Origin of the sequence: Propionivibrio sp. (assembly GCF_049316945.1) — a bacterium.
Classification (GTDB): Bacteria; Pseudomonadota; Gammaproteobacteria; order Burkholderiales; family Rhodocyclaceae; genus Propionivibrio.
Genome location: NZ_JBMOJE010000222.1, coordinates 1 through 4,682 on the forward strand (window position 1 = coordinate 1; position 4,682 = coordinate 4,682).

The following is a 4,682-nucleotide window of genomic DNA, read 5'->3' on the forward strand; positions in this document are numbered from 1 at the left end:
ACTAATTTCCTATAAATACTGAATAAATACGGACTGGATCAGGAAGTCTGACCATGGGAATTTAGGCCTGCGGGAAAGTGATAAGCGGCAGCCCAATCGTCCACACTGCCGACATCAAGAAGCCATTTTTCTCAACCTTGGATATTCGCTTCTGACTTTTACAACCCCGAAGCTGCATGGCCTGACGACGCTACAAGAATGAAAAACGAGCATTTCCGAGAAATCATCCTTCCAATTCGCAACCCAATCACACGGAGCAACGAATGAGACAGATTGAGCATGATTTGTTGCTGCGCGATGAAGATTGACCATCATGCGCCAATTACACTGACCAGCCGTTTTCATGCGTTTTTCAGGCTGACTCAGGGTTTGAAGATGCTTTAGTCTGGTCAAACAACAACGCGCATGATGATCAATCTGACTCGCGCAAACAACAGGGCAGGCGTTCATTGACCACATGAACGCAACGTGCCGAGTGTAAAATTCTCCCGAATGAATTTAAGGGAGGCCACCATGCATGTCACGCTCGTCCATGTTCGCGTCAGGTTTGAGGCTGTCGATGCCTTCATCGCCGCAACGCTAGCGAATCACGAGTCCTCGGTCACCGAGCCGGGCAACCGCCGCTTTGACGTACTCCAGGCCCCCGACGACCCGGCGCGTTTCATACTGTACGAGGCCTACGCATCGGCCGCCGATGCCACCGCCCACAAGGAAACCGTGCACTATCTCGCTTGGCGCGAAGCTGTCGCTGGCATGATGGCCGAGCCGCGTCGCTGCGAGCCGATGAACGGAATCTTTCCAGCATGAGCGACAATTTCTCTCCCTTCCCCACTTTTTCGATCGCCCGCCTGCCGCGCATCGAATTCGGCAGCGGCACGCTGGAAAAATTGCCCGACATCGCCGCCGGCTACGGCAGGCATCTGCTGCTCGTCACTGGCGCGCGTTCGTTTGCCGAATCCGAAGCTGGAGCGCGCCTGTTCGCTAATCTTCACGGGCGCAGCCTGTCCTGGGAACTGGTCAGGGTCTACGGCGAGCCGTCTCCGGAGTTCGTCGATGAAACGGTGGCCGCCTTGCGTGGAACGAAATTCGACGCCGTTGTCGGCATCGGCGGGGGCAGCGCCCTGGATGCGGCCAAAGCCATCGCCGGGCTGCTCCAGCCAGGCAACTCGGTACTGGAGCATCTTGAGGGAATCGGCCCGGAACTGCCCTACTGCGGACCGGCAACACCGTTTATCGCCGTGCCGACTACCGCCGGCACCGGATCAGAGGCGACAAAAAATGCGGTGCTTTCTGTCCCTGGCGGCTTCAAGAAGTCGTTCCGCGACGACAAGCTGGTCGCCGAATGGGCGATCGTCGATCCGGATCTGCTCGCCACCTGCCCGCCGACGCTCATCGCTGCCGACGGACTGGACGCCTTTACGCAACTCCTTGAGTCCTTCGTCTCGACGCGGGCCAACCCGATGACCGATGCACTTGCCCGCTCGGGGATGATGGCCGCTCGCGATGCACTGCCTGCGCTCTATCGCCAGCAGTCCGCCGCAGCGCGCGCGCAAATGGCCTACGCCTCGCTGGCTTCGGGCATCTGCCTGGCCCAGGCGGGGCTTGGTTCAGTGCATGGCCTGGCTTCGCCGCTCGGCGCCTTCTTCCCGATTCCGCATGGCGTCGTCTGTGGAACATTGGTGGCCAACGCCACTGAAAGCAACATCGCCGCGCTGGAAGCGCGCGACCCGGACAACCCGGCCCTGCCGAAATATGCCGAGATCGGCCGCCGCTTCGCCATGAAAAAGGGGCTTGACGGCCCAGACGCACGTCGGTTTCTTGTCGAAATCCTACGCACTTGGGAAATGGAACTCGGTCTGCCGCGCCTCTCGGGCTACTGCATCGGCGAGGGCGATCTGGCGCGCATCGTCGCTGCCAGTCGAGGTTCGAGCATGAAGACCAATCCGATCGTGCTTACCGACGCGGAACTCACGCACATTCTTGCCTCCCGGCTCTGAAATTTTGTCTTGCTGATCAGGGGGATCTGGAGTTTCTATGGCATAAGGCTTGGTGCAATATCGAGTTATCGCCGCCCATCTCAGGCAGGACGCTCAACAATCGCCTGAATCAAGCGCGCTCGTCTTTCAACGAGATTTCGGCCAAGGTTAGCTGCCATGACTGGGAATTCCGGGCCCATTATCAGAGGAAGCGCAAGACCGGCAGGCACTGCGCCGCTCACCCGCCTTGCAGCTTGAGCCTCCCACCAGGCGACAGCGACTTCGGTTTGGTCAATCCAGTCCCTCACCACAAAACCGGCCGTTTCAATGGCCGTTTTCATGGCTTTATGGTCAGTGAGAAAGCTATTTTCAGGGTGTCGTGCCCAGGGCACTGGAAAGTGCAACGATCCACCCTCGCCAGAAACGATATCGTAAATTGCCAGCAGCCCCCCCGGTCGAAGGACGCGATGAATGCCAGCATAAAATCTCGACTTGTCGGCAATATTCATTGATACGTGCTGAGTCACGGCAAGATCAAAGCTGGCCGCGCCAAAGGGAAGTTGCAAGGCGTCAGCGCATAGGTGGCGCACTCGGTCGGACAATCCGGTTCGACGACTGAGCATCGTCGCGAGACCGATAAACGGCTGGCTGAGATCAATTCCAGTAACAAAGCATTCGTAGACCGATGCCAGATGCCGGGCTGGGCCGCCTAACCCACATCCCACGTCAAGTACATGGTCTCCTGGCTTAACGGAAAGGCGCTTGCCCAACTCAGATGTCGCCGCATAGCCCCTGAAATGAAACTGGTCGAGGGGTGCGAGCGCCTCCCAAGGGATGACTCCATCGCCATGACCGGCTAAGCGAAATGCTTCCTCGACGCGATCGATCATTTCAATGGTGCCGTAGTGCTCAATGATCGAATGCTGGTCTGACATCTCTGTGCTCCTCGTTGAAGGCGATAGTTACCCCCTTATCCGCAACCAGGAGCCGGCGGAAGAACGCTACGAGCAGATGGAATTGCGCGTTTGGCCACCTTCTGCGGCCTATGGATAGGCCTCCTGTTAATTTACCCCAAGCAACAAGAGATCGCCAATACGTGCCTGATCACCAAAAAACTAACTTCCGGTTGAAGCCCCTCCCTTCAGGGAGGTGCCGGGTTTGGGCGGGGTGGGTGCAGCCCCGTCCAAACCCTTGTTCTGAGGCAGTTCGCCGTTCAGGCGAACTAGACGATCACTTCACGCACATCAGCGCCGGAAGAGGCCGTTTCTAGCCGGATCAGTATAACCAGTCAATTGCCGAGAAGATGAACGATTCGTTCTCACGACGCCACACGACCGTATCTTGCTGTACGGCGATCCACCAAGTCTGTGTCAGCGGATCGGGTTTCCGACTAAAGAAGGCCTGAGGAGTCAGCACTGCCACACACCAACTCGGTTCCGGATAGCGCACCGATTGGTAAACGATACCGCCGACCCTGGCCACCCTGGCCGTCCCGGCAAAAGCCTGAGTCGCGCTGTAGTCGGTCGGATGCATCCAGCGCGCCGCATCCACATTGAATGGCGGAACGCGCAAATCTACGACAGAGGTTGAGATGTCTGCACGGAATGCGGTGTGTGCAACCGGCTCCAGTCGATCCAGATCAACCGCATCCTTGAGGAATTTCCAGCGCCAATAACCTAGTTCGGCGCAAGCAGTACATACATCTTGAGCGCCGTAGAACACGCCTGGATCGGTCACGGCACGAAAGCGCGAGCCGCTCCGGAGTGGATCATAGCGAAACGGCGTGGCCAGCAGATAGTCAAGATCTGCCGTTGATTCAGGTTGAGGCGGCTTGCTGGCTTCGAGCAAGGACTCCAGAAGGTCTTGCTCTGCGGCATCGTCCACGATCTTCATCGTGGATGCGATGTGCTGGGCCTCGACGACCAGCCATGCCTGGGATGCCCAAGGGCGAGCCTCAGACGAGACCGCGAGAGGCGTCCAGGTAGTGAACGACACGAACCAATCCTTCCGTATGGCAGATGAGATTGATTGGGCGACCATTGAGTCCCCGGTTCTCGCTGTTGAGCCACTTGATGGCGGTGGCGCCGTCGCCGACGATGGAGTCAAGTGATCGGAAAGCACGAACGAACAACAGCGCGAACTCCCACTCCTTGCGATTCTGTTCAAGCTTGTACTCTCCCGAGTACAAACGGGTGATGGTCGAAGGACTCACGCCCAGCACCTTGGCCAGCAAAGAGCGAGAAATATCCAGCCGCTCGGCAGCACGGGCAACGGCTTTGGTAAGTACGGTTGCTGCATTAGCACTGTTGGCAGCTGGTTTGGCGATGGAAGTCATGTTGTCTATCCTTTCTCCTGAAAGAATAGACTATTTAATTTTCCTCTGCAAATATTTCTTGCTGTAAAACTACATTCCCTCCGCCTGGTGGTCGTCACCGATCGCCATTACATTGGTAGGAATACCCAACCCGCCATATGGTTTCAGCGTCTGTAATTAACATTGGGCAACATAGGTGTTGGTGTGCCAGCATTGACGCATGAACACCTCGGCAAACCCCGATGACATATTTTTGCTCCGCATTGTCTGGTTGCGGCCACAAAGCATTCGATGTCGATGCGCATTTTGTCGGATTTTGATGTGGTTTGTCTGGCTTTCGTGATCCGAAGTAATTTTGATAAAAAAACGAAGTAAATGTGTTTACAAGGCAG

5 protein-coding genes are annotated in these 4,682 nt (G+C 56.8%); 2 read left to right on the forward strand and 3 right to left on the reverse strand.

All coding sequences use genetic code 11. The features are described 5' to 3' along the window. The first annotated feature begins 513 nt into the window (after positions 1 to 513). Both ACOYNV_RS25735 and ACOYNV_RS25740 read left to right on the forward strand, forming a co-directional pair. Complete coding sequence (locus ACOYNV_RS25735) at positions 514 to 807, forward strand: antibiotic biosynthesis monooxygenase (RefSeq protein ID WP_422902668.1); 294 nt, start codon at positions 514 to 516, stop codon at positions 805 to 807. Beyond that, positions 804 to 1,997 carry an iron-containing alcohol dehydrogenase gene (locus ACOYNV_RS25740; RefSeq protein WP_422902669.1) on the forward strand — a complete coding sequence of 398 codons (1,194 nt, stop codon included), beginning with the start codon at positions 804 to 806 and terminating at the stop codon, positions 1,995 to 1,997. The genes ACOYNV_RS25735 and ACOYNV_RS25740 overlap by 4 nt, the downstream gene beginning before the upstream one ends. A gap of 80 nt (positions 1,998 to 2,077) precedes the next feature. Here the strand turns inward: ACOYNV_RS25740 and ACOYNV_RS25745 are convergent, their stop codons facing one another. From ACOYNV_RS25745 to ACOYNV_RS25755, 3 genes are all read right to left on the reverse strand, one after another. Then, a complete protein-coding gene (locus ACOYNV_RS25745; RefSeq protein ID WP_422902670.1) occupies positions 2,078 to 2,911 on the reverse strand; it encodes a class I SAM-dependent methyltransferase in 834 nt (277 codons plus the stop codon). 340 nt (positions 2,912 to 3,251) lie between these two features. Then, complete coding sequence (locus tag ACOYNV_RS25750; RefSeq protein WP_422902671.1) at positions 3,252 to 3,971, reverse strand: RES family NAD+ phosphorylase; 720 nt, start codon at positions 3,969 to 3,971, stop codon at positions 3,252 to 3,254. Further along, positions 3,931 to 4,311, reverse strand: a complete 381-nt coding sequence (locus ACOYNV_RS25755; RefSeq protein WP_422902672.1) for an antitoxin Xre-like helix-turn-helix domain-containing protein — start codon at positions 4,309 to 4,311, stop codon at positions 3,931 to 3,933. The genes ACOYNV_RS25750 and ACOYNV_RS25755 overlap by 41 nt, the downstream gene beginning before the upstream one ends. Between the last annotated feature and the right edge of the window lie 371 nt (positions 4,312 to 4,682).